Raw genomic sequence first — 25,111 nt, forward strand, 5'->3', positions numbered from 1 at the left:
CCTCAGGCAGCGGAATTTCGGGCTCAGCTCTGCCTTCCACGGATCGGGGCCGAGGTGCGAGCGAAGCGGCGGAACGACGCCGGGGGCGGCCGTCAGCGGGCCATCTCGGCCGACAGGACGTCGAGGGTCACGCCGCCCAATACCAGTGCGCGAGTGTGGAAGTCCTTGAGCGTCCAGTCGGGGTGGGCGGCGAGTGCGTCGGTCCGGGCCTGTTCCCACACCCGCTGTCCGAGTGCGTAGGACGGGGCCTGGCCGGGCCACCCGAGGTAGCGGTCGAGTTCGAACCGGAGCACCGCGGCGTCCATCGCCACCGAGTTGTTGAGGAACACCCATGCCTTCTCGGCATCCCAGACACCGCCGCCGAGCGACGCGGGAGCCGGTAGTCCGCAGTGCACGCCGATGTCCACCACAACCCGGGCGGCACGGAACCGCTGACCGTCGAGCATGCCCATGCGGTCGCCCGGATCGTCGAGCCAGCCGAGTTCGGCCATCAGACGTTCGGCATAGAGTGCCCATCCCTCGCCGTGGCCCGAGGTGAAGGACGCGAGTTTGCGCCAGGAATTCAGATCGGGATCGACAATCGACGAACCCAGTTGCAGGTGATGGCCGGGCACACCCTCGTGGTAGACGGTCGTCTTCTCGCGCCACGTGTGGAAGACCGTCTGACCCGGGGGCACCGACCACCACATGCGGCCCGGGCGTGACAGGTCGGCCGTCGGCTGGGTGTAGTAGATGATCCCGGTTGCCGACGGGGCGAGACGGCATTCGAGCCGAGTGAGTCGTTCGGGTATCTCCACATGACGTCCGGCGAGGCCCGCCACCGCGGCGTCCGACGTCTCCTGCATCCACGCGACGAAGGCGTGACGATCGTTGATCTGGTACTGCGGCAAGGTGTCCAGGTGCTCGAGCGCCTCGGCGACCTCGCCGCTCGTCACGAGATCCGCTGCGATGGTGCGTTGTTCGGCGACGATCGCGTCGAGCCGGTCGAACGCCCAGTGATACGCCTCGTCCGGGTCGATGTCGGCGCCGAGATAGACCGGGAGATGGAGCAGGTACCGGTCGCGGCCGACGCCGTCGGCGACCTGGGCATCGTGCAATACGTCGGATCGAAGATGGTCGGCAAACCGGTGGAACGCATCGTCGGCTGCGTCGAGTGCGCGGCGAAGGGAATGCGACATCGCCGGATCAGCAGCGATCGACGACGTGTTCGTGGCAATCGCCCGCGCGGCGCCGACGGCCTGCTCGGCGACTCGTTCGACCTGTCTGCGGGCCAACGGCGGCCCGAATCTGCGCCGGTGTTCGAGACCGTCGACAACGGATTCGAGGCACGCCGGAATCCCTGCGACGCGCTCGACGAACACCTCGCGTTGCTCCTCGGTATCGGTGGCCATGAGGTCGAAGATGTCGCGGATCGCCTGCAGCGGCGACGCGATGACATTGCACACCCCGGTGCTCTCGCCGGCGTCGGCCAGCGCGATCTCACGTGTCAGGGTCGCGCGCATCGTGGCGACGGTCACGGCGTCGACATGGTCGGCGATCGGGGCCACGCCCAGCGCTGCGAGGGTGTCGGCGGCCGCGGCCCGACGGCCGGCCTGCGCGGCGGCAGAGAAATCGGTGAGTAGATGATCGTGCTCGGCGATGCCGACCTCGGTGGCGAACAGCGGATCCAGGGTGGCCAGCCGGTACAGGTGACGTTCGGCGACGGCGTCGACCGCGGTGGGTGAGCGTCTGGCATCCTCAGGAGCCGGGATCGTCGTCACAGGTCGTTGGTGGCGAAGGTGTCACATTTGCGTGGGTCACCGGACTGGTAACCGATTCCGAACCAGCGGGACCGTTGCTCGGCGGACCCGTGGGTCCAGCCCTCTCGGTTGGAGTTGGCTCCCTGGATGGAATCGTCGCCGATGGCCTTGGCGGTCTGCCCGACACGCTGGATGTCGGCCGGAGTGAGTGGCTTGAGCAAGGCATCTCCGCTGCCATCGTCGGCGTGGTTGGCCCAGACCCCGGCCAGACAGTCGGCCTGCAATTCGATGCGTACCGACCCGTTGTTGCCCATCCGCTGTCCCTTTGTCAGCACGCCGGTCAGGTTCTCGACGTGATGTCCGAACTCGTGGGCGATCACGTATTCCTGGGACAGGGCGTCGTTGCTGCCACCGAGTTGACCGACGAGAACATCGTCGAAGAAGGTCGGATCGACGTAGACGGTCTGGTCGGCCGGGCAGTAGAACGGACCGGTGGCCGACGTCGCGGCACCGCAGCCGGTGTTCACCGAGCCCGAGAAGACCTTGGTGCGCGGGGCGGTGTAGCCGTCCATCAGGTTCGGCCACACGACGTTGAGGCTGGCCGCGGTCGCCTTGATCCGGCAGATCGCGTCCCCCTGATTGGCCATCTCGTAGGTGCAGGAGGCCAGATGCTGATCGATCGCGGTCTGCGACGACGTGGTCGAACTCTGGTCGTTGGTCGAGTTGCCCAGGATCTGTCCGGGGTTCACCCCGAACAGCAGGGCGACGATTGTGATGATCAGGCCGGCGCCGCCGCCGAGTGCGATGCGCCCACCGCCGCCGCCACCTCCGCCACCGGAGACGTCGGCACCCTCGATCGATCCACTGCCTTGGAAGGTCACCTCCTGATTCTGGCACGTGCGACTCGGTTTCCCCGGAGATTGTCGCGACGCCGATTCCCCGCGCCGCGGCGAGCGTCGTTTCCGGTGGCCGGGTGTGGCGTGCCTGCGGGGATGGGGCACCATGGACTACCGGTCAGGTGCACGAGTGTCGTGCGCCGCCGCGCCCGCTTTGATCTCTCTGGGGAAGGACCCTTCAGTGCTTCGCACGCATTCCGCAGGTTCGCTTCGTCGCGCCGACGCGACGCAGACCGTCACCGTCGCCGGCTGGGTGGCGCGGCGTCGAGACCACGGCGGTGTGGTGTTCATCGATCTGCGCGATTCCACCGGACTCGTGCAGGTGGTGTTCCGCGACGAGGCGGTGGCCGCCGCGGCGCACCGGCTGCGTGCGGAGTTCTGTGTCGCGGTGACCGGCGTCGTCGAGGTGCGGCCCGACGGCAGCGAGAACCCCAACCTCGCGTCGGGTGAGATCGAGATCAACGCCGCCTCCCTCGAGGTGCTCAACGAGTCGGCGCCGCTGCCGTTCCAGCTCGACGAGACGCCCGGTGAGGAGACCCGCCTGCGCTACCGCTACCTGGATCTGCGCCGGGAGGGGCCCAGTGCCGCGATCCGTCTGCGCTCCAAGGTGAATGCGGCCGCGCGTGGCGTGCTCGCTGCACACGACTTCGTGGAGATCGAGACCCCCACCCTGACGCGGTCGACGCCGGAGGGCGCCCGCGACTTCCTGGTGCCCGCACGTCTGCAACCCGGCACTTTCTACGCCCTGCCACAGAGCCCGCAGCTGTTCAAGCAGTTGCTGATGGTGGCGGGCATGGAACGCTACTTCCAGATCGCGCGCTGCTACCGCGACGAGGACTTCCGCGCCGACCGCCAACCCGAGTTCACCCAGCTCGACATCGAGATGAGCTTCGTCGACCAAGACGACGTGATCGCGCTGGCCGAAGACGTCCTGGTGGCGCTGTGGCGGCTGATCGGGGTGGAGATCACCACACCCATCCCGCGCATGACCTACGCAGACGCCATGCGCCGATTCGGTTCGGACAAGCCCGATCTCCGCTTCGGCATCGAGTTGGTCGAGTGCACGGAGTTCTTCTCCGACACCCCTTTCCGCGTCTTCCAGGCCCCCTACGTCGGTGCGGTCGTCATGCCGGGTGGTGCCTCGCAACCGCGCCGGCAGCTCGACGCGTGGCAGGAGTGGGCCAAGCAACGTGGGGCCAAGGGGCTCGCCTACGTCCTCGTGCAGGAGGACGGCACGTTGGGCGGACCGGTGGCCAAGAACCTGTCCGACGCGGAGCGCGACGGTCTCCTCGCCCACGTCGGCGCCGCCCCGGGTGACTGTGTGTTCTTCGCAGCGGGCCCCGCCAATGCCCAGCGAGCGTTGCTCGGTGCCGCGCGCGGCGAGATCGCGTCCCGTCTGGGGTTGATCCCCGGCGCCGGGAGCGAAGCGAGCGGGCCGAATACGGACAGTGGGGCCTGGGCATTCACGTGGGTCGTCGACGCGCCGCTGTTCGAGCCGGCCGGCGACGCCACCGCATCCGGCGATGTCGCGGTGGGCTCGGGGGCGTGGACCGCGGTGCACCACGCGTTCACCGCACCCAAGCCGGAGTCGGTGGATGCGCTCGAGACCGATCCCGGATCTGCGCTGGCCTACGCCTACGACATCGTGTGCAACGGCAACGAGATCGGCGGCGGCTCCATTCGTATCCATCGTCGCGACATCCAGGAACGGGTGTTCGCGATCATGGGGATCGACCACGACGAGGCGCAGGAGAAGTTCGGCTTCCTGCTCGACGCGTTCGCGTTCGGCGCGCCGCCGCACGGCGGCATCGCCTTCGGCTGGGACCGCATCACCGCCCTGCTTGCCGGCGAATCGTCGATTCGCGAGGTGATCGCGTTCCCCAAGTCCGGCGGTGGCGTCGACCCGCTCACCGACGCGCCGGCCCCCATCACGCCGGAGCAGCGCAAGGAGTCGGGCATCGACGCCAAGCCGGTGGTCCGTGCAGCGGCAGGGGAGAAGGCGCCTGGAGCCGAGCCGACGGCCTGATGTCGGGCTCCTGACTTCGACGGTGATCTTGGGTACACCCGGCCGCGAGCCGGACCCTGTCCACTCGGCATCTGCGTCTCATGTGTGATGAGATTTCAGACCATGGGTAGTAGGTTTCGGGGCTCGAGTCGGGAGGCGATCAGGTGACGATCAAGGTTGCGTTGGAACATCGGACGAGCTACGCATTCGACCGCCCGACGACGATCCACCCCCATGTGGTGCGGCTGCGGCCGGCACCCCATTCGCGCACGCCCATCGAGGCCTACTCGCTCAAGGTCGAACCGGGCGATCACTTCCTCAACTGGCAGCAGGATGCGTTCAGCAATTACATGGCGCGCCTGGTGTTCCCGGACCCCTCGACGACGCTGAGCATCACCGTGAGTCTGGTCGCCGACCTGACCGCCATCAACCCGTTCGACTTCTTCATCGAAGACTGGGCCGAGCACTACGGGTTTGAGTATCCCGAAGACTTGCACGCAGATCTCGAGATCTTCCTGAGGCCCGTCGGCGTGACCGAAGGGGAGTTCGCCGGGGCCCCCGTCCACCCGTCTATAGCCGCGTTCGCCGCCGAGCACAAGCCGGTCGGCAAGGTCCGCATCATCGACTTCCTGGTCGCCCTCAACCAGGCGGTTCGCGACGCTGTCGGGTACACCGTTCGACTCGAGTCCGGTGTGCAGACACCGGAATTCACGCTGTCGAGTGCCATCGGGTCGTGCCGCGACTCGGCCTGGCTGCTGGTCGCGCTGCTGCGTGAGCTCGGTCTGGCGGCCCGGTTCGTCTCGGGATACCTGGTCCAGCTGACCTCCGACGTCAAATCCCTCGACGGCCCGTCGGGTCCCGACGCGGACTTCACCGATCTGCATGCCTGGACCGAGGTGTACCTGCCCGGTGCCGGTTGGGTCGGCATGGATCCGACGTCGGGTCTGTTCGCCGGTGAGGGCCACATCCCGCTGGCCGCCACACCGAATCCGGGCGGTGCGGCGCCGATCACGGGTGCGACCGGTCCGTGCCACGCCACCCTCGACTTCTCCAACACGGTCACCCGGTTCCATGAGGATCCGCGGGTCACCTTGCCCTACACCCCCGATCAGTGGGATCGGGTGGTGGAACTCGGCGCCAAGGTGGATGCGCTGATGAAACGCCGGGATGTCCGGCTGACGATGGGCGGCGAACCGACGTTCGTATCGATCGACAACCAGACGGACCCGGAGTGGACCACCGCCGCAGACGGTCCGCACAAGCGCCTGCTGGCCTCGCGGCTGTCCGAACGACTTCGCGAGGCATACGCGCCGTCCGGACTCGTCCAGCGCAGCCAGGGCAAGTGGTATCCGGGTGAACCCCTGCCGCGCTGGCAGATCGCGTTGATGTGGCGCGAGGACGGCGAGCCGATCTGGCGCAACCCCGACCTGCTGGCCGATCCGTGGGCGACCGCCGAGGATTGCGCCCGCAGCATCGACGTGGAGACCAGTGGACCGTCGCCGGATTCGCCCGGTGACGCGACACCGGCGCAGAAGCTGCTGACGGCGTTCGCGAAAGCCCTCGGCCTGCCGACCGAGCAGGTGCTCGCCGCCTACGAGGACCCACTTGTCCGGATGGGGGAGCTCGTCGCCCTGCCACCGGGCAAGCCCAGCGCCGATCCGACCGTGCAGACGGCCCGTGCGGCCGCACTGGCCGAGGCCGCAGCGGAGGCGGAGGACGACGAGGACATCGACCCACCCGCCGACTCGACCGCCGCACGAGAAGAGCTCCTGGCCAAGCTCGACGCCGCGGTCAATCAGCCCACCGCATATCTCCTGCCGCTGAGCCGTTCGGAGGACGGAACCGCATGGCAGAGCGCCAAGTGGACCACCCGCCGCGGACGTGTGGTGTTGACCCCCGGCACGTCGCCGGCCGGCCTGCGTCTGCCGCTGAACTCGCTCTCGTGGGGGCCGGCCCCGACATTCTTCGAGGCCGATCCGACCGCGCGCCCCGACGATCTACCTGCCGATCCCGCCGCGGCACTCGGCCACAAGGTCGTCGAGGCCGACCCGAAGGAGTTCCTTCCGCGGACGGCGCTCGTCGCCGAGGTGCGTGGTGACGTGTTGCACGTGTTCATGCCGCCGACCTCGGAACTCGAGGAGTTCCTCGCCATCATCGGCATCGTCGAGGAGGCGGCCGAGGCCACCGGCACGCCGGTCGTCATCGAGGGCTACGGTCCACCCGCAGACGGTCGACTGACGAGTCTCACCGTGACCCCCGATCCGGGTGTCATCGAGGTCAACATCCAGCCGACCAGCAGTTTCGCCGAGCAGTCGGAGTTGCTGGAATCGCTCTACGACCACGCGAGGCACGCTCGCCTGGGCACCGAGACCTTCGACCTCGACGGAAGCCACGGCGGCACCGGCGGCGGCAACCACATCACCCTGGGTGGCACCACCCCGGCCGACTCACCGATGCTGCGCCGCCCCGATCTGCTCGTCTCGATGCTCACGTACTGGCAGCGGCACCCCTCGCTGTCCTATCTGTTCTCGGGCAAGTTCGTCGGCACCACCTCCCAGGCACCCCGGGCCGACGAAGGCCGGGAATCGTCGCTCTACGAGCTGGAGATCGCTTTCGCCGAGATCGACCGGCTGTCGGCGAAGGGCGCGTTCGGCGGCGAGACCGAGGCACCGCCGAATCCGTGGGTCACCGACCGGGCGCTGCGTCACCTGCTCACCGACATCACCGGCAACACGCACCGCGCCGAGTTCTGCATCGACAAGCTCTACAGTCCGGATTCGGCTCGTGGCCGACTCGGATTGCTCGAGTTGCGCGCGTTCGAGATGCCGCCTCATCACCAAATGGCGATGGTGCAGTCGCTGCTGGTGCGCAGCCTGGTCTCGTGGTTCTGGGAGAACCCGTACCGCAGCCGGCTGATCCGGCACGGCGCCGACCTGCACGGCAAACATCTCCTGCCGCACTACGTGATCGCCGACATCGCCGCGGTCGCCGAAGAACTGCGTGCCGCGGGTTATGCCTTCGACACATCGTGGCTCGACCCCTTCACCGAATTCCGGTTCCCCCGGCTGGGTACCGTGCAGATCCGCGACCAGGAGGTCGAGCTGCGCGGTGCGATCGAGCCGTGGAACACCCTGGGCGAGGAGTCGACCGGCAGCGGCACCGCACGATACGTGGACTCCTCGATCGAGCGGGTGCAGGTGCGCGTACTCGGTGGCGAGGACGACCGATTCCTGTTGACCTGCAACGGATATCCCATCCCGCTGCGCTCCACCGGGCGAACCGGCGAGCGGGTCGCGGGCATCCGGTTCCGCGCTTGGCAGCCGCCGAGTGCCCTGCATCCGACGATCTCGATCGACACCCCGTTGACTTTCGACCTGGTCGACACGGTCAACGGCCGGTCGATCGGTGGCGCGACCTACCACGTGATCCACCCCGGCGGTCGCGCCTACGACCGTCCGCCGGTCAACGCGGTCGAGGCGGAATCGCGCCGCAACGGGCGTTTCGAGGCATCGGGACACACCTCGGGCACCGTCGACACCGGACTGCTCCGTGAGCGACAAGCACGCCTGGCCACCGACTTCGGGGTCCCCGGGATTCTTGATCTGCGGCGGGCACGTACAGTTCTCCGGTGACTGTTTCGTCGGGCGAGACGCCCGGGGTGTTCGATCGGTATCGCACCGATGGCGGCACCCTGTTCGACGTCGAACAGTTCGGCGCGCCGGCATCGGGCACGAGCGGCCGGCACTACGACGAGATGCTGGACCCGACCGGCGGTGTGCGACCCGCGTGGGAAGAACTGGCATCCGGCTATCGGCTGCGCGGAGATTCCCGACTCCAGGTTGCCGCGGCGCGTCTGGCGACCGCGGTCAGCGACGACGGTGTCGTCTACAACGATTTCGACGGCCGGCAGACGGTCACCCGCGACTGGCAGGTCGACGCCGTCCCGCTGATCATCGACGGTGTCGAGTGGGCCGAGTTGGAGAAGGCCCTCACGCAGCGGTCGATGCTTCTCGACCTGCTGCTGCGTGATCTCTACCGTGACCAGCGCACGATCAGCACCGGACTGATCCCCCCGGAGATCGTCTTCGGTCATCCGGGGTACATCCGGAAGGCCGCCCGACTCGAGGTGTCCGGTCCGCACGCCTTGTTCATGCATGCTGCCGACATCGCCCGCACCTCCGACGGCCGGTTCGTGGTGTACGGCGACCGCACCCAGGCGCCGTCGGGCATCGGCTTTGCCATCGTCGACCGCCGGCTGGTGTCGCGCACCTATCCGCAGCTGTTCCAGTCGTGTGCGCCCCGCCCGATGACGACGTTCGCGGGCACCCTGCGGTTGGCGCTGTTCGACTACGCGCCGCCGGGGGTGGACGACCCGACCGTGGCGGTGCTGAGCCCGGGCAGCATGTCCGAGACGGCCTTCGATCAGGCCTACCTCGCCTCCGTGCTGGGTTTCCCTCTGGTGGAGGGCGCCGACCTGACCGTCCGGGACGGCGCCGTGTACATGCGGTCGATGGGTCGCTACAAGAGGGTCGACGTCCTGCTCCGACGCCTCGACGCTGCGTTCGCCGATCCGCTCGATCTGCGCACCGACTCCCGGCTGGGGGTCACCGGTCTGGTGGAGGCGATCTCCCGCGGAAATGTGACCGTCCTCAACACGCTCGGCAGTGGTGTGCTCGAGAATCCGGCGTTGCACACCGTGCTCGAGCGGATTGCGCCGGCACTGATCGACGAGGAACTCGCGCTCGGCTCGGTGACCACGTACTGGGCCGGCGACGACCGAGAACGATCGAAGATGCTCGCCGATCTCGGTGGCCTGGTGCTCACCAACATCCGGACCGGCGAAGAACACATCGGGGCCTATGCCGACAACGCCACCCGGGAGGACCTCGCCGCCCGCCTGGACGTCGAGTCCTGGCAGTGGGTCGGCCGAGCGCTCGAGCAGTACTCGGTGGCACCGACCATGACGCCCGGAATCCTGCCCGGCCCTCCGGGGTCCCCGGTCCGGGCTGCGCCGGTCTCGCTGCGCGTCTTCAGCGTCGCCCAGGGCCCGAGCTATGCGGTGATGCCCGGCGGGCTCGGTTCGGTACTCGCCGACGGTGTGGCGGGTGCCGCTCATCAAGCGGTCGCCGCCAAGGACGTCTGGGTGACCAGCGCCGAGGTCGGTGGGCACGTGTCGCGCCGACCGGAGTCGCGGACCGAACCGGCCGAGGAAATGGCGGTCATCCGCACCAACCGTCCGGCAGCCATCGGCTACTCCGACGTGGCCGCCGCCGCGAGCCCGCGCGTTCTCGCCGACCTGTTCTGGTTCGGCCGGTACGGGGAACGCACCGAACTGGTCACGCGGATGGCCAAGGTGTCGCGCGAGCGCTATCAGGACTTCCAGTACCGCCCGTGGATGACCGGAACCGCCGCCGTACCACTGCTGCTGCACGCGGTCGCGACGGTGACCGGCACTGCCGGCTACCTGGCAACCGCGGATCTGTTGAGCTCCGGGACCGACACTCCGCCATCGCCGGAGCAGGTCAACGAGGCGATCGTGAAGATCGCCGATCTCACCATCGCCCGGGCGATCCCGGGCACCGTCGCCCACTCGGTGGACCGGCTGGTCGGGACCGTGCGCGCCGTCCGCGACCAGATGTCGACGAGCACGTGGATGGTGCTCACACCGGTGGAGCGGGCGGTCGAGGCGTTGACGCGTCAGGTCACGCGTGCCCGCTCGGAGCCGACCGCCCCGGGCGGCATTCTCGGCGACGCCGCACTCGATCTCGGCCCGGACCTCGCCCGCACCCACGAGGAGATCCTGCACGGCGTGCTGGCGCTGTCGGGTCTGCAGTCGGAGTCGATGGTGCACGACGCCGGCTGGATGTTCATGGACGTCGGCCGGCGCATCGAGCGTGTCATCACCCTCGCCGATCTGACCGTCGCAATGTTCGGACAGGCCCGCGACATCGACATCGAACAGGCACTGCTCGAGTCGTATCTCACCGCGAGCGAGTCGTCGGTGATCTACCGGCGACGTAATCGCGGTATGTATCAGTTGGCGTCGGTGGCCGAGTTGTTGCTGTTCGACGAGACCAACCCCCGGTCGATGATCTACCAGCTCGACCGGATTCGACGCGATCTGGCCGGTGTGCCCGAAACCCTGCGTTCGGCGGGCTGTGAGCGGTCGGTGGAGGAGATGATCGCCGGATTGCGCCGCAGCGACCCGGCCGACCTGGTGCACGTCGACACCGCGCGGCGTCGTGGCGATCTCGTCGAGCTCATGACGACACTGCGCGACGGTGCCAAGGAGCTGTCCGAGTTGCTGACGCGGACGCGCTTCGCGCCGCCTCGCCAGGCGCAGCCGATCTGGGGTGGTGGGGAATCGTGACCGCGCCCCGCCGCTACCGCGTACTGCACCGAACCTGCTACACCTACGACGACGAGGTGTCCTCGTCGTACGGGCGCTGCTATCTGACGCCGCGCGAGCTGCCGCATCAGCGTGTGCACACCAGCAGCGTGAAGATCGATCCGGAGCCCGACGACCGCTCGACCGGCGTCGACGTGTACGGCAACAACGACACCTACTTCCACGTCCGATCGCCGCATCGAGCGTTGGAGGTGACCGCGGAATCACTGGTCGACGTGGACCCGGTGGATCCGCAGCTGCTGCTGTCCGACGCCGCCCGAGGACCATGGGAGGCCGCGCGTCCCGAGCGAGGTCTCGCGGCCGAGTTCGTCCTGGATCTGGACCCGCCGGAGATCAGCCCGGCCGTGGTCGCCTACGCGGCATCGGTGTTCACCCCGGGGCGTCCGCTGATCGAGGCGATCACCGACCTCACCACCCGTATCTTCACCGACTTCACCTACCGGTCCGGTTCTACCGCCATCAGCACCAAGGTCGACACGGTGATGGCACGGCGCGAGGGCGTCTGTCAGGACTTCGCTCGCGTGGCCATCGCCTGTCTGCGATCGGTGGGCCTCGCCGCGCGGTACGAGTCGGGTTACCTGGCCACCGATCCGCCGCCGGGACGCGAACGCATCTTCGGTGCCGACGCGAGTCACGCGTGGGCTGCCGTGTGGCTGCCCGGCGATCGCTGGATCGCCTTCGATCCGACCAACGACAAGCTGGTCGACGAACGACACGTGACCCTCGCGTGGGGACGTGACTACGACGATGTGCCGCCCCTGCGCGGTGTCATCTACACCGAGTCCAAGAAGAGTCGAATCGACGTCTCCGTCGACGTCAGCCCCCTTTCGCAGGACGACCCTGCAGGGGTGGTCGAACTCGGCGAGAGCCGGTGATCAGCGCGGTTGTCGATCGTTCGACGGACATGACCGGCTTTGTGCGCGTTGCGGTTCCGGTGCCGACCGGGCTTTACCACCGGCAACCATATTGCAGTTGGGACAACAGTCGTGACGTCCGTCGGACCGATTGGGTAGGTTGGAAGGCGACATGACGGTCCTAACAGAAAGCCGCATCATGAGCGTGGTGCGGGCGGCAGAGGCGCTGCTGTCACATCGCGCCGGATCAGCGGTTGTACTCGACGATCCCGAGGATCTCGGCGGCAGCGGGCGAACCACGGTGGTTCGGGTTCGAGTGGCCCAGAACCCGCTTTCCCTCGACCGTTCCCTGGTCATCAAGGCGCTCCCCGAACACGAGGATCCGCACGCCTTCCACCGGGAGATCGCGTCCTACAAGTACGCCACCGCGCTGCCCAACGAATCCCGCCCGGGCCCGCAACTCATCGCCTCCGATTCCGACATCCGGCTGATGGTGCTGTCCGATCTGGGCCATGGCAAGTCGATGACGAGCCTGCTCTCGGGCGTCGATCCGGTCGAGACGTCTCGCGCGGTGAGCGCGTGGGGTCAGGCGCTGGGCCGCATGCACGCGGCGACGGTCGGCGGTGAGGGCGACTTCTTGGCCCTGCTGCGTCGCGGACCGTCCGGCGCCGACAAGCACGACATCGTCCGAGACACCGCACGTCGTGCCGTGTCCGAGGTCGGCCGCGACACCGCGCTGATCGACGTCGACTTGCCCGACCCGGTCGTCGCAGCGTTGCGCAGTGCGTCTGACCTGTTCGACGAGGGCGACCACCGTGCCTTCAGCCCGTCGGATGTCGGTCCGGAGAACATCCTGCTCAACGAGGATGGCGTGCAGTTCATGGACTACGAGTGGGGTGGCTTCCGCGACTCGACGCTCGACATCGCGTACGCACTGGTCACCTTCACCGCCCAGCTCGGGCCCAGCGGCGTCGCCCGGGCCACCGATCTCGAGGTGTCGATGGTGGACGCGTGGCGGTCGGAGGTCATGGGCATCTGGCCTGCGCTGGGCCACGAACGCGAGATGCAGCACAAGGTGCTGATCGCCCGGCTGCTCTGGGTCTGGCTGTCCACGGTGTGGATGCTGCCCGGTGAGGTGTCGATCTCCGATCCCGGCTACGCCCACGACTGGGCCCTGCACACCAACGACCCGCGCGTCATCGTCGCGCGATGGACCGACCTCGCCGCGGCAGCGGGACGCGGCGGCGATGAGGCCATCGCGGCGTTCTCCGTGGCGGTGGGGTCTGCGTTGCAGCGCACCTGGCTGTCCTGACGGGACCCGCCATGGACGGACTGTTCGATCCGCCCGGTGACGCCGCGGACGGCAGCGCGACGGCGCAACCAGGAGTCGTTTCACCGTCGGCCCCGCTGGCGGTGCGGATGCGGCCGCAATCGCTGGACGAGATCGTCGGGCAGCAGCACCTTCTGGGCCCCGGGTCGCCGCTGCGGCGTCTGATCAGCGGTTCCGGTGCGGCGTCGGTCCTGTTGTATGGACCACCCGGCACCGGTAAGACCACCATGGCCTCGCTGATCTCGCGTGCGACGGGAGGGCGTTTCGAGGCGTTGTCGGCGCTGTCCGCCGGTGTCAAAGAGGTGCGCGGCGTGATCGACATCGCGCGTCGGCGGCTGATCGACGGTCAGCAGACGGTGCTGTTCATCGACGAGGTCCATCGATTCTCCAAGACACAGCAGGACGCACTGCTCGACGCCGTGGAGAACCGGATCGTGCTCCTCGTGGCCGCGACCACGGAGAACCCGTCGTTCTCGGTCGTCGCGCCGCTACTTTCCCGGTCGCTGGTGCTGCAACTGCGGTCGCTCTCCGATGACGACGTCCGTGAGGTCCTGGCGCGAGCTGTCGCCGATCCGCGCGGGCTCGACGGCCGATTCGAGCTGACCGACGCGGCCTATGACCATCTGGTCGCGGTGTCCGGGGGCGACGCGCGTCGTGCGCTCACGGCGCTCGAGGCGAGCGCGGACGGTGCCGAACTGTCGACCGAGGGCGATGCAACCGCCGTCATCGACCTGCCCGACGTCGAGGCCGCGATCGACCGCGCCGCGGTGCGCTACGACCGCGACGGCGATCAGCACTACGACGTCACGAGTGCGTTCATCAAGTCGATTCGCGGATCGGATGTCGACGCGGCGCTGCACTACCTGGCCCGGATGATCGCGGCCGGCGAAGACCCGAGATTCATCGCGCGTCGGCTCATGATCCACGCCAGCGAGGACATCGGGATGGCCGATCCGACCGCGCTGCAGACCGCGGTCGCGGCCGCCCAGGTGGTTGCGCTGGTCGGGATGCCGGAGGCGAAACTGGCGCTGTCCCAGGCGACCATTCACCTCGCGACGGCCCCCAAATCCGGTGCGGTCGTGTCCGCGATCGGTGCCGCGCTTGCCGACGTCGAGGCCGGCAAGGCGGGCGCGGTCCCTGCGCACCTGCGCGACAGTCATTACCCGGGCGCCACCAAGATGGGCAGCGGGGTCGGGTATCGGTATCCGCACGACGATCCCGATGGGGTGCTGGCACAGCAATATCCGCCCGACGATCTCGTCGGCATCGACTACTACCGGCCAACCGATCACGGGTTCGAGCGTGAACTCGGTCCGCGGTTGGTGAAGTTGCGCTCGATCATCCGGCGTGTCTCGAAGCGGCGCTGAGCCTCCGGTCGGTTACCTCACGATGAAGACGTCCGAGCAGTTGCCGCCGGACAGCGTCAGGAACGCGCCGTGGTTCACGGGCGCCAGTGCGATACGCACCTTGCCGGCGCCGGTGCGTACTCTTCGGAAGTCGTGGATCGAACCACCGGACGCCCCGGTGGTGCGCATGGACGTCCGCAGGACGCCCGACCGGTGCGTGTTCAGGTTGTCCCAGCGCAGGGCGACTCGGTTGTTGTACCCCCAGAAGCTCTGGCTGGCGGTCACGGAGATGTCGATCACTCCACGATTACGCAGGTTCTGCGTGGTGGAGATGCCACCGGAGTAGGTGTTGTCGACGATGTTGGGGCTCAGTGCGTTGCAGCGGTTGGTGGAGTATTGCCAGAGCGTGCGCGGGCTTGGCATCGAATAGGTCTTGGCGGTGGCGGCGCCGACTCCGAGTGCGGAGACGGTCACGGTGAACAGAACGGCGAGAACGGACGTGAGAAGTCGTTTGCGCTGGGTCATGGCAGTCCTATCGTTGCGGCCTACGAGACTTATTAGCTCTGCTAACCGTATCGCTGTACCTCGCCGAGCGTTTACGGGATTTGCCGCGAAGTTGGCGGTCACGCCCACGTCGACCGCGCCGACGCCGGGTGCGTCGTGGGTGGATCGACGGCGTGGCGGTACTCTGGTGAGTCGCAGTTCCCGGCCCGCATGCATGTTCGACATCAAGTGTTCAAGCTGGTGAACGAGCCGGCGAGCCGACGACGAGACCACACGCACCACACCGATCGAGGAAGACAACCCAGTGCAGACGCATGACATCCGCAAGCGATTCCTGGATCACTTCATCAAGGCCGGTCACACCGAGGTGCCGAGCGCATCGCTGCTGCTCGACGATCCCAACCTGCTGTTCGTGAACGCCGGAATGGTGCCCTTCAAGCCGTACTTCCTCGGCGAGCAGACACCGCCGTTCGACCGCGCCACCAGCGTGCAGAAGTGTGTGCGCACCCTCGACATCGACGAGGTCGGCATCACCACCCGGCACAACACCTTCTTCCAGATGGCCGGCAACTTCTCGTTCGGTGACTACTTCAAACGAGAGGCGATCACCTTCGCCTGGACCCTGCTGACCGGCAGCGTCGAGAACGGCGGCTACGGCATCGACCCCGAGAAGCTCTGGCCGACCGTCTATCTCGACGACGACGAGGCCGAGGCCATCTGGCGTGACGAGATCGGTGTGCCCGCCGAGCGGATCCAGCGTCGCGGGATGAAGGACAACTACTGGTCGATGGGCGTACCCGGCCCGTGCGGTCCGTGTTCGGAGATCTTCTACGACCGCGGCCCCGAATACGGTGTCGAGGGTGGTCCCGAGGCCGACGAGGATCGCTACATCGAGATCTGGAATCTCGTGTTCATGCAGAACGAGCGCGGGGCAGGCGGCGGCAAGGAGGACTACGAGATCCTCGGCCCGCTGCCGAAGAAGAACATCGACACCGGCATGGGTATCGAACGCGTCGCGTGCCTGCTGCAAGGCGTCGACAACGTCTACGAGACCGATCTGCTCAAACCGATCATCGACCTGGCCGCCGAGGTGACCGGTCGCGCCTACGGCAAACAGCACGATGATGACGTGAAGTTCCGGGTCATCGCCGACCACACGCGGACCGCGGCGATGCTCATCGGCGACGGAGTGCTGCCCGGCAACGACGGGCGCGGCTACGTTCTCCGGCGGTTGTTGCGTCGCGTCGTGCGATCGGCCCGACTTCTGGGGGCAGACCAGCCCACCATGGGTGCGTTCATCGGCGCGGCAATCGAGCTCATGTCGCCGTCGTACCCGGAACTGGCCGCGCAGCGTGACCACATCGTGAACGTCGCGGTGGGTGAGGAGAACACCTTCGGCAAGACTCTCGCGGCCGGCTCCAAACTCTTCGCCGACGCGGCGGCGGCCACCAAGGCCGCCAAGAAGGCCACGATCAGCGGCAGCGATGCGTTCACGCTGCACGACACCTATGGATTCCCCATCGACCTGACGCTCGAGATGGCGTCGGAGGCCGGTCTCGACGTGGACGAGGCCGGGTTCACCGACCTCATGGCCGAGCAGAAGCAGCGCGCGAAGGCCGACGCGACCGCCCGCAAGACCGGCCACGCCGACGCGGCCGTGTACCGAGAGTTCCTCGACCGCGGACCCACCGAGTTCACCGGCTTCGACGAATTGATCTCGGAGGCAAAGGTTCTCGGCCTCGTCTCGGACGGTGTCACGGTGCCCGTCGCGACCCCGGGCCAGGAATTGACGGTCATCCTCGACCGCACTCCGCTCTACGCCGAATCGGGTGGTCAGATCGCCGACATCGGCACCATCACGACGGGCTCCGGAGTACGGCTGAGCGTCAAGGACGTGCAGAAGCTCGGCAAGTCGGTGTGGCTGCACAAGGTGGTCGTCGAGGAGGGCGAGGTCGCCGTCGGCGACGAGGTCATCGCCGCTGTCGACGCGCACTGGCGGCACGGTGCGACACAGGGCCATTCCGGCACGCACATGGTGCATGCCGCCCTGCGTCAAGTACTCGGTCCCGGGGCCACCCAGGCCGGTTCGCTCAATCGTCCGGGCTACCTGCGCTTCGACTTTCACCAGGCGTCGCCGCTGTCCGAGAGTCAGAAGCGTGAGATCGAGGAGATCTCCAACGCCGCAGTGGAGGCCAACCATCCGGTGCACACCTTCGAGACCGGCCTCGACGAGGCCAAGGCGATGGGCGCGCTCGCACTGTTCGGCGAGAACTACGGCGATGTGGTGCGTGTGGTCGAGATCGGCGGTCCGTTCTCGATGGAGCTCTGTGGTGGCACCCATGTCGCGAGCTCCGCGCAGATCGGTCCGGTGACCCTGATCGGCGAGTCGTCGATCGGTTCGGGTGTGCGCCGCGTCGAAGCCTATGTCGGCATGGACTCGTTCCGGTTCCTGTCCAAGGAACGCGCCCTGCTCGCCGGCCTCGCGTCGTCGCTGAAGGTGCCGTCGGAGGAGGTGCCGGGCCGGGTCGAACAACTCGTCACCCGATTGCGGGACGCGGAGAAGCAACTCGAGAAGGTTCGTGCCGAGGCGGCACGATCGGCGGCGGGTGGACTCCTCGACACCGCTGAGACGCTCGGTTCGACGCTGCTGGTGGGCGGTCGGCTGCCGGATGGGCTCGACGCCAACGGATTGCGCACCATCGCGACGGATCTGCGTGGTCGGATCGGTGATCGTGCTGCGGTGATCGCACTGTTCTCCGCGACGGGCGACGGTGACGCCGCTGCGGCCAAGGTGCCGTTCGCGATCGCGACCACGGCCGGCGCGCGCGAGAAGGGCATCAAGGCCGGCGACCTGGTGCGGGAGACGGCGCCCCTGGTCGGCGGACGGGGCGGCGGTAAGCCCGATCTCGCGCAGGGCTCCGGAACCGAGCCGGGCGGTATCGACGCCGCCATTGCCCGGGTGCGGGAGCTCATCGCCCGATGACCTTGACTCGCGGACGTCGCCTGGGCGTCGATGTGGGCAGCGTCCGCATCGGTGTCGCCGTGTGTGACCCGGACGGCATCCTGGCCACCCCGGTGGAGACGGTGGCGCGGACCCCGGACGGCGATGCAGATGTGGCACGGATAGCGGCGTTGGCAGGCGAGTACGAGGCGGTCGGGGTGGTGGTCGGGCTGCCGAAGACCCTGCGCAACGAGACCGGCGCCGCGGCCGTCGCCGCACAGGACTTCGGTGACCGGCTCGCGGCCCGTATCGCGCCGGTCGGCGTCGAATATCACGATGAGCGGCTGACCACGGTCACCGCACATCAGGCCATGCGGGCCAGCGGCCGAAATGCGAAATCGTCTCGCGCGGTGATTGACCAGGCTGCGGCGGTCGCTATTCTGCAGGGGTGGTTGGATGCGCGACGATGATCGGGGGAGGGACCATCCGGTGAGCGAAGAGCGGCGTCGCAGCCGACACCGCGAGCATGCCGACCAGGAGGGCGTGGACCTCGAACGGTTGCGGTATTTCACCCAGCCGGCGGCCGGGACGTCCCACACGCGCCATCGGCGCAGGCGAGGCTCTGCCACCACCGGTCCGGTGCCGGTGGTACGGCCCACCGAGCGGGCCATGCCGCAGCGGATTCCGCCGCGGCCGCCGACGGTCGAGCCGCCCGTTCCCGCCGAGCCGTCCGCTCCCGAACCGCGTCGAGATCGTGAGCCGAGTGCGGTCACAGATCAGCTCGACACCCAGGCACAGCCCGCCGACACCCAGACTGTCGAAACCCGGCCGGTCGACAACCGCCCCACGGTTGTGCCCGTCGCCGAAACCGGCCGGATCGCGACGCCGGAGACGACGAGCATGCGCGAGCGGTCGCGGCCGCTTGTCGAACCGCGTACCGAAGACGTTGTCGCCGCCGACACCGAACAGGTGGATGCCACACACGCCCGTACCGTGACGGGTCCTCGCAACGGTGCTGTCTATGCCGACGTCACCGACACCGACCTGCATGACCTCGACCTGCACGACACCGATCTGCTCGACACCGAGTACTTCGGACATGACACCGAGTACTTCGGACATGACGATGTGGACGCAGATCCGCACGCAACTCACACGTTCGACGCCGCCACACCCGACGCTGCTGATCTCGACGCCGCTGATCTCGATGTCGCAGAGGCCGACACGTTGCTCGCAGGGCGTCCGCGTCGGCGGGGCAAGCGGAAGCGTCGGCGTGTGGTGATCGCTCTCGCGCTCGCCTGCATGCTGGTCCTGGTGATCGGCGTGGGCTATGTCGGAGCGCGCAGCTTCGGGCTGCTCGATTCGCGCAAGGACTACACCAATGCGGCCGGCACGGCGGACGTCATCGTCGACATCCCGGACAACTCGACGCTGCAGGACTTCGGAGAAATCCTCGTCGACAAGAATGTTGTCGGGAGTGTCCGTGCTTTTACGAAAGCCGCCGACGGACAAGCAATCTCGGGCGGAATCTACAAGCTGCGCACCGAGATCCCGGCCGCCACCGCCGTCGACATGCTGACCGACGGCACCCAGAACCGGGTCGGCCGTGTGGTGATTCCCGCCGGCCGGCAACTCGATACGAAGACCCGCGCCGACGGCATGGTGACGCCGGGCATCTTCCAGATGATCGCCACCGCAACGGGTGTCACGGTCAACGGAGTGCAAGAGGGTGTGACCGTCGAGGAACTCGAGCAGACCGCGGCGACCGCATCTCCGGAAGCCCTCGGCGTGCCGAGTTGGGCCCGTGAACCGGTGAACGCACTCACCGGCGACCATCGGCGGATCGAGGGTCTGATCGTGCCGATCGCCTGGGAGCGGATCGACCCGTCTCATTCCGCGCTCCAGATCCTGCACGACATGATCACGCAGAGCGCCCGTCAGTTCGCCCAGTGGGGTCTGCCGGGGCAGATCCAATCCGGCCTCTCGCCGTACGACACGCTGATCGCCGCGTCCTTGGTGCAGGGTGAGGTGAGTCAGCCCGACGACTACGCCAAGGTCGCCCGCGTCATCATCAACCGCCTCGACAAAGGCCAACGGCTGCAGTTCGACTCGACCGCCAACTATGCGGCCAAGGTCACCGATCTGAATGTGCACAGCGACGTTCTCAAGGGCGACACGCCGTGGAACACCTACGTGCACAAGGGATTGCCGCCGACGCCGATCGGCGCGGTGGATGAGCAGGCGCTCGAGGCGATGGAGCGTCCGGCACAAGGAAACTGGCTCTACTTCGTGACCATCGATTCCAACGGCACCACGCTGTTCACCGCGGACTTCAACCAGCATCGCCGCAACATCGGTCGCGCTTGCGCGAACGGTTTCATCACGTGCAACTGACCGGACGACACATGGACTCGGCGGTGGTACTCGGGCGTCCCGACCTCAGCGACCCGGCCGGCGGCCGCACGGCTCGTCGTGCGGCGGTGCTCGGATCACCGGTCTCGCACTCGCGATCACCCGATCTGCACCTCGCCGCGTATCGGGCTCTCGGTCTGCCGGACTGGTCCTATGAGCGCATCGAGTGCACGGCGGAGCAATTGCCGGCTCTGGTCGACGCACTCGACGCCGAGTTCGTCGGCCTGTCGGTGACGATGCCCGGCAAGCTGGCTGCGCTCGACCACGCCGACGTCAGTACCGAGCGCGCGCGTCTGGTCGGCTCGGCCAACACCCTGGTGCGGACCGCGGACGGCTGGCGTGCCGACTGCACCGACATCGACGGAATGCTGGGCGCGCTGCGCGCACTGGATGTCGATGCGGCGCAGCCTACTGCGGTACTCGTCGGCGCCGGTGGCACCGCACTCCCGACGGTGGCCGCGTTGGCTGCCACGGGCTTCGAGGAGATCACCGTGGTGGCGCGCGACGCGGCCCGCGCCCGGTCGGTGATCGAGTTGTGCGATCGGCTGGGAATCGCGACCACGGTGTTGCCCTTCGAACCGACGCCGACGCTGGATGAGCGGTGTCGCGACGCGGGGGTCGCGGTGTCGACCGTCCCGGCCTCGGGGGCGGCCACCGTGGCCACCTCGGTGGCGCATGCGAGCCGCGTCGTCGACGTCATCTACGACCCATGGCCGACCCCGTTGGCGCAGGCGGTCACCGCCGCGGGCGGGCAGGTCGTCGGGGGCCTGGTGATGCTGCTGAACCAGGCCTTCAGCCAGGTGGAACAGTTCACCGGCCTGCCCGCCCCACGAGAGGCGATGACCGCCGCGCTCGACCCCTGACACTCTGTGTCCTGTTGGAGAATCTGTGTGCTGCAGCACACAGATGGCCCGATTCAACACAGAGTGCGCGGCGTCGGGAGAACCCTGTGGATGGTCGAACGCCAGAGGTCGACCGTGCCCCCATGCTGAGGCGATGGCTTCCTGGGCGGTCCTGATCTGGCTGGTGAGCATCGGCGAGCATGATCGCCGCACTCGTCGGATTCCGAATGTTCTCGTGTGGCCGGGGATCTGTGCGGTATCGGCCACCGCGGTCGTGCACCCGCAGGTCGGCGTCGCGGCGGCGGTCGCCCTGACGCCGTACCTGTGGTGCCATCGCGCGGGCTGGTGCGGGGGAGGAGACGTCAAGCTCGCCCTGGTGTGTGGAGGCCTCGCGGCGCACTGGGATGCCGCACTGGTCCTGGTGGCCGTCGCGGCGCTGACCAACGCCGGTGCGTTTGCGCTGCGTCGTGGCGGGGCGGCAGGCGCCCATGGTCCGTTCCTGGTCGCGGCGACGATCGTGATCGCCGGGCCCTGGTGATCAAGGTGGTGATCGGGCGTGATCGACGGGTGCCGGACGGGTGCCGCTGAGTTTTGGCGCGCATGGAACAATTGACGACTGTGTTGCGCTGGATAACCGCCGGAGAGTCACATGGCCCGGCACTCGTCGCCCTCGTCGAAGGCATGGTGGCCGGAGTCGAGGTCACCTCGTCCGACATTGCCGAACAATTGGCCCGTCGCCGTCTGGGCTACGGCCGTGGCGCGCGGATGAAGTTCGAGGCCGACAAGGTGACCCTGATCGGCGGGCTACGGCACGGCGCGACGATGGGCGGTCCGGTCGCCATCGAGATCGGCAACACCGAGTGGCCGAAGTGGGAGACCGTGATGTCGGCCGATCCCGTCGACCCGGCCGAACTGGAGGGCAGTGCGCGCAATGCGCCGCTGACGCGTCCTCGGCCCGGCCACGCCGACTATTCCGGGATGCTCAAGTACGGCTTCGACGATGCTCGCAACGTCCTGGAACGCGCGAGCGCACGGGAGACGGCGGCCCGCGTCGCCGCCGGTACCGTCGCACGCAACTTCCTGCGGCAAGTTCTCGGTATCGAGGTTCTCTCGCACGTCATCTCCATCGGCGACAGCGAACCGTACGCCGGCATGCCACCGCGCTACGACGACCTCGTCGCGATCGACGCGAGTCCGGTGCGGGCCTTCGACGCCGACGCCGAACAGTCGATGATCGCCGAGATCGAAGCCGCCAAGAAGGACGGCGACACACTCGGTGGCGTGGTCGAGGTCGTGGCGACCGGGGTGCCGGTCGGACTCGGGTCCCATGTCAGCGGCGAGACCCGACTCGACGCGCGACTTGCCGGTGCGCTCATGGGCATTCAGGCGATCAAGGGCGTGGAGGTCGGTGACGGGTTCACCACGGCGCGTCGGCGGGGGAGTCAGGCGCACGACGAGATGGTGCCCGGCCCGGACGGCGTGCTGCGATCGACCAACCGTGCAGGAGGACTCGAGGGCGGTATGACCAACGGCGAGGACGTGCGCGTCCGGATCGCGATGAAGCCCATCTCGACGGTGCCCCGGGCGCTGTCGACCGTCGACATGTCGACCGGTGAGACGGCGAGCGCGATCCACCAGCGCTCGGACGTGTGTGCGGTGCCCGCCGCGGGTGTGGTCGCGGAGGCGATGGTCGCGCTGGTGCTCGCCCAGGCTGCGCTCGAGAAGTTCGGTGGCGATTCGGCGGCCGAGACCGCGGACAACGCGCAGCGTTATCGCGCCGTCATCGAGGCCCGGCCGCCTCGTGGCTGACAGCGAGACCCCGACACCGGCGCGCCCGTCGGGCAGGCAACCCGCGGCGGTGCTCGTGGGCTTCATGGGTGCGGGAAAGTCGACCGTCGGTCGCCTGCTCGCCGACCGTCTGGGCGTCGACTTCGTCGACACCGACACCGAGATCGTCCGGCGAACCGGTCGCAGTATCCCGGAGATCTTTGTCGCCGACGGCAATTCGGGTTTCCGGAAGATCGAGCGCAACGTCGTCGCCGACGTCCTGCGCAATCATGCCGGGATCGTCTCGCTCGGTGGCGGAGCGGTCACGACCCCGGAGATCCGCGAGGCGCTGATCGGACACCGCGTCGTGCATCTGCGCATCGGACCCGACGCCGGATTCGCCCGGGTCGCCGGCACCGACCGTCCGCTCCTGGGCACCGACGATCCCAGGGCCCGCTACGCCGAACTGCTTGCCGAGCGCGCCGACACCTATGCCGGGGTCGCCACCATCGAGGTCGACGCGCATGCCGACCCGGAGTCGGTCGCCGACGAGATCGTCACCGCACTCGCCCGTGAACTGCTACCCGAGAGGACGACATGAGCGAGCCGAACTCGGCTGAACCCATCTCACCCGAGCCCGTCTCCATCCGGGTCGATGCGGGTGCACCGTACGACGTGATCATCGGACGCGGCCTGCTCGGCGAGCTGGCCACGGCGGCCGCCGGTGCCGACCGAATCGCGATCCTCTACCAACCGCCGCTTGCGAAGACCGCCGAACAGATCCGAGAGTTCCTGGCCAACAAGGGGTTTGAGGCACATCGCATTGAGATCCCGGATGCCGAGGCGGGCAAGGACCTGTCGGTGGCTGCCTTCTGCTGGGAGGTCTTCGGGCGGATCGGGCTCAAGCGCAACGACAAGGTGGTCAGCCTCGGCGGCGGCGCCGCCACGGATCTCGCCGGTTTTGTCGCCGCCACCTGGATGCGGGGCATCGGCGTCATCCACGTCCCGACAACGCTGCTGGCCATGGTCGACGCTGCGGTCGGCGGAAAGACCGGAATCAACACCGACGCCGGCAAGAACCTGGTCGGCTCGTTCCACGAGCCCGACGCGGTGCTGATCGACATCGGAACCCTGGAAACGGTGCCCCGCAACGAAGTGATCGCGGGGCTCGCCGAGGTCATCAAGACCGGCTTCATCGCCGACCCGACCATCCTCGACATCATCGAAGCCGACCCGGAGGCGGCGCTCGATCCGACGGGCGACGTCCTGCCGGAGCTCATCCGTCGGTCTGTCCAGGTCAAGGCGGACGTCGTGTCGGCGGATCTCAAGGAATCGTCGCTGCGCGAGATCCTGAACTACGGGCACACGCTCGGGCATGCGATCGAACGTCGCGAACGCTATCGGTGGCGCCATGGCGCGGCAGTGTCGGTGGGGTTGGTCTTCGCGGCCGAGCTCGCCCGAATGGCCGGGCGTCTCGACGACGCCACCGCGGATCGCCACAAGTCGGTCCTCCAACTCGTCGGCCTGCCCACCAGCTATGACCCCGAGGCGCTCGGCGACCTCATGGAGGGGATGGCGGGGGACAAGAAGAACCGGTCGGGTGTTCTGCGCTTCGTGGTGCTCGACGGCCTGGCCAACCCTGGCCGCCTCGAAGGCCCCGACCCGTCGCTGATCGCCGCCGCATACTCGGTGGTCGCCGGCGACAGCACCGACCACGGGTCGTCCGTGCTGCTCTGATCGTCAGGTCGTATTCCCCAGCGTATTTCTCGTGTTTCGGCGCTGGCCACCCGACTATTCGGATACGCGACCTACCCGCCATCGTCGGCGACCGTGGAGGCAGGAATCAACGCCGTAGATCTGCGCCAGGTGGTGACTGAAATCTACGGCGTAGGTCATTGGAAACGTTGTATATCGAAATCCGGCGAGACAGATGTGTCCACGCCCTGCGGTCGCTGACATTGTCGGCTTGCGTGGTTTCGATACGCGCGTGCTCGCAGGCTCACACGGCGCTACTCAACCAGCAATACGTTTCCGCAGTTCAGGGGGCCGAAGGCAGTGCTCTTAGA

The 25,111-nt window shown here is 67.8% G+C and carries 17 protein-coding genes; 14 read left to right on the plus strand and 3 right to left on the minus strand.

From position 1 onward, the window contains the following. Positions 1-92 precede the first annotated feature (92 nt). Complete coding sequence (locus ABZW74_RS06900; RefSeq protein ID WP_355275172.1) at positions 93-1,760, minus strand: DUF885 domain-containing protein; 1,668 nt, start codon at positions 1,758-1,760, stop codon at positions 93-95. Next, positions 1,757-2,620 carry a neutral zinc metallopeptidase gene (locus tag ABZW74_RS06905; protein WP_355275174.1) on the minus strand — a complete coding sequence of 288 codons (864 nt, stop codon included), beginning with the start codon at positions 2,618-2,620 and terminating at the stop codon, positions 1,757-1,759. Before ABZW74_RS06905 ends, ABZW74_RS06900 begins: the two co-directional genes overlap by 4 nt. Positions 2,621-2,816: 196 nt before the next feature. Between ABZW74_RS06905 and aspS the strand changes: the two genes are divergently transcribed. From aspS to ABZW74_RS06935, 6 genes are all read left to right on the plus strand, one after another. Beyond that, positions 2,817-4,661 (plus strand): aspartate--tRNA ligase, encoded by a 1,845-nt coding sequence (gene aspS, locus ABZW74_RS06910; protein WP_240858556.1) that lies wholly within the window; start codon positions 2,817-2,819, stop codon positions 4,659-4,661. 143 nt (positions 4,662-4,804) lie between these two features. Then, positions 4,805-8,272, plus strand: coding sequence for a transglutaminase family protein (locus ABZW74_RS06915; protein ID WP_355275176.1), 3,468 nt, complete (start codon positions 4,805-4,807; stop codon positions 8,270-8,272). A 26-nt stretch (positions 8,273-8,298) separates the two neighbouring features. Continuing rightward, positions 8,299-11,010, plus strand: a complete 2,712-nt coding sequence (locus tag ABZW74_RS06920; RefSeq protein WP_355275214.1) for a circularly permuted type 2 ATP-grasp protein — start codon at positions 8,299-8,301, stop codon at positions 11,008-11,010. Next, entirely contained in the window at positions 11,007-11,924 is a 918-nt protein-coding gene (locus ABZW74_RS06925; RefSeq protein ID WP_240858550.1) for a transglutaminase family protein, read from the plus strand. The genes ABZW74_RS06920 and ABZW74_RS06925 overlap by 4 nt, the downstream gene beginning before the upstream one ends. 151 nt (positions 11,925-12,075) lie before the next feature. Further along, positions 12,076-13,215: a phosphotransferase gene (locus tag ABZW74_RS06930; protein ID WP_240858548.1), complete on the plus strand. Its 1,140-nt coding sequence runs from the start codon at positions 12,076-12,078 to the stop codon at positions 13,213-13,215. 11 nt (positions 13,216-13,226) lie between these two features. Then, a complete protein-coding gene (locus ABZW74_RS06935; RefSeq protein ID WP_355275179.1) occupies positions 13,227-14,600 on the plus strand; it encodes a replication-associated recombination protein A in 1,374 nt (457 codons plus the stop codon). Positions 14,601-14,612: 12 nt separating this feature from the next. Here the strand turns inward: ABZW74_RS06935 and ABZW74_RS06940 are convergent, their stop codons facing one another. Beyond that, entirely contained in the window at positions 14,613-15,104 is a 492-nt protein-coding gene (locus tag ABZW74_RS06940; protein WP_355275181.1) for a hypothetical protein, read from the minus strand. Positions 15,105-15,387: 283 nt separating this feature from the next. On the opposite strand from ABZW74_RS06940, the gene alaS reads away from it, so the two are divergent. From alaS to aroB, 8 genes are all read left to right on the plus strand, one after another. Next, a complete protein-coding gene (gene alaS, locus ABZW74_RS06945) occupies positions 15,388-18,066 on the plus strand; it encodes an alanine--tRNA ligase (RefSeq protein ID WP_240858518.1) in 2,679 nt (892 codons plus the stop codon). Continuing rightward, on the plus strand, positions 18,063-18,494 hold the full coding sequence (gene ruvX / locus ABZW74_RS06950) for a Holliday junction resolvase RuvX (RefSeq protein ID WP_240858503.1): 432 nt from the start codon (positions 18,063-18,065) through the stop codon (positions 18,492-18,494). The genes alaS and ruvX overlap by 4 nt, the downstream gene beginning before the upstream one ends. A 19-nt stretch (positions 18,495-18,513) precedes the next feature. Beyond that, positions 18,514-20,418, plus strand: coding sequence for an endolytic transglycosylase MltG (locus tag ABZW74_RS06955; protein ID WP_240858497.1), 1,905 nt, complete (start codon positions 18,514-18,516; stop codon positions 20,416-20,418). Then, entirely contained in the window at positions 20,409-21,299 is an 891-nt protein-coding gene (locus ABZW74_RS06960) for a shikimate dehydrogenase (RefSeq protein WP_240858490.1), read from the plus strand. The genes ABZW74_RS06955 and ABZW74_RS06960 overlap by 10 nt, the downstream gene beginning before the upstream one ends. Positions 21,300-21,432: 133 nt before the next feature. Then, complete coding sequence (locus ABZW74_RS06965; protein WP_240858481.1) at positions 21,433-21,816, plus strand: A24 family peptidase; 384 nt, start codon at positions 21,433-21,435, stop codon at positions 21,814-21,816. Positions 21,817-21,878: 62 nt separating this feature from the next. After that, a complete protein-coding gene (gene aroC, locus ABZW74_RS06970; protein ID WP_240858475.1) occupies positions 21,879-23,087 on the plus strand; it encodes a chorismate synthase in 1,209 nt (402 codons plus the stop codon). 64 nt (positions 23,088-23,151) lie between these two features. Beyond that, positions 23,152-23,646: a shikimate kinase gene (locus tag ABZW74_RS06975; RefSeq protein ID WP_240858673.1), complete on the plus strand. Its 495-nt coding sequence runs from the start codon at positions 23,152-23,154 to the stop codon at positions 23,644-23,646. Beyond that, positions 23,643-24,782 carry a 3-dehydroquinate synthase gene (gene aroB, locus ABZW74_RS06980; RefSeq protein ID WP_240858464.1) on the plus strand — a complete coding sequence of 380 codons (1,140 nt, stop codon included), beginning with the start codon at positions 23,643-23,645 and terminating at the stop codon, positions 24,780-24,782. Before ABZW74_RS06975 ends, aroB begins: the two co-directional genes overlap by 4 nt. Positions 24,783-25,111 lie beyond the last annotated feature (329 nt).

This window comes from Gordonia sp. NPDC003585 (assembly GCF_040610755.1).
In the GTDB taxonomy this organism is placed as follows: Bacteria; Actinomycetota; Actinomycetes; order Mycobacteriales; family Mycobacteriaceae; genus Gordonia.